This window comes from Actinomycetospora callitridis (assembly GCF_028737265.1).
GTDB classification, from domain to species: Bacteria; Actinomycetota; Actinomycetes; order Mycobacteriales; family Pseudonocardiaceae; genus Actinomycetospora; species Actinomycetospora callitridis.
The window spans coordinates 1-1,015 of sequence record NZ_JAQZAK010000025.1; the positions used below are offsets into that span (position 1 = coordinate 1).

The 1,015-nt window shown below is 72.1% G+C and carries 1 protein-coding gene; it reads right to left on the reverse strand.

The annotated features are described in order from the left end of the window. Nucleotides 1-34: 34 nt before the first annotated feature. A complete protein-coding gene (locus PH191_RS29940) occupies nucleotides 35-880 on the reverse strand; it encodes a PhzF family phenazine biosynthesis protein (RefSeq protein WP_274198282.1) in 846 nt (281 codons plus the stop codon). Between the last annotated feature and the right edge of the window lie 135 nt (nucleotides 881-1,015).

The following is a 1,015-nucleotide window of genomic DNA, read 5'->3' on the forward strand; positions in this document are numbered from 1 at the left end:
GCCGCGTGGTGTGGGGTGCGGGAGGAGGGCCCAGTCAGAGATGGACCTTTCCGGAGACCCCGGGCGTGGTGGCGCCGCCCACCCACAGGTCGTTCCCGACCTGCTCGACGTGCACGCGGCCGCGTCGTCCCAGGCAGGTGCCCTGGGTCGCGGTGTAGGCCGTCGGTAGACGACCGGTGTCGATCAACCACCGCCCGAGGCCGGCGTGGAGGCTGCCGGTCACCGGGTCCTCGCCGGTACCGACGGTCGGGACGAAGGCGCGCACCTCGACGGCGGCGTCCGAGCCCGCGGGATGCCGGCCGACGACGCCGACGTCGAACCCGGTCAGCACAACGCGGTCGGGTTCGATGTCCAGGACGGTGGCCGCGTCGCGCAGCAGGAGGGCGACCCAGCCCGGCCCGTTGTCGACCCACGCGGCGTCGACGATGTCGGTCGCGGCGAGACCGAGGCCTCGGCGCAGGATCGCGACGTCAGCATCGTCGACCGGTCCGTAGCGCAGCAGCGGAGGAGCGGCGAAGGCGAGGCGTCCTCCGCTGCCGGCTTCGCGCCGGATACGGACCAGCCCGGCTGCGCACTCCTGCACCAGGGTGTCCTGGTCTCGGGGAGCCTCGTCCGCGTCGAGCCAGGCCCTCGCCGCCCCGAGGGTGGGGTGCCCGGCGAACGACAGCTCCCGGTCGGGTGTGAAGATCCGCAGTCGGTAGTCGGCCGTGGGGTCGGTGGGCTCCAGGAGGAACGTCGTCTCACTCAGGTTGGTCCACGCGGCGAACGCCGCCATCGTCTCGTCGGTGAGGTCGTCGGCGTCGTGGACGACGGCGACCGGGTTTCCCTCGGTGAGCCGGTCGGCGAAGACGTCGATCTGCGAGAAGCGGTGCTCGGTCATGGCCGGATCACCCCAGATCGTGCCCTGTGGGGCCAGGGCCACCTGAGCAGAAGTGGCAGCTAAGCGACCCCCTGGTGGGAGTGGTCGCGTTCGCCTGGTCGTTCCTCGCAGTTGGTCGCTCCGCTTCCGGTCCGC

What these genes read in the sequence shown, in the direction of transcription:
- PH191_RS29940 (WP_274198282.1), bottom strand. Translation starts at nt 880, where the DNA reads ATGACCGAGCACCGCTTCTCGCAGATCGACGTCTTCGCCGACCGGCTC.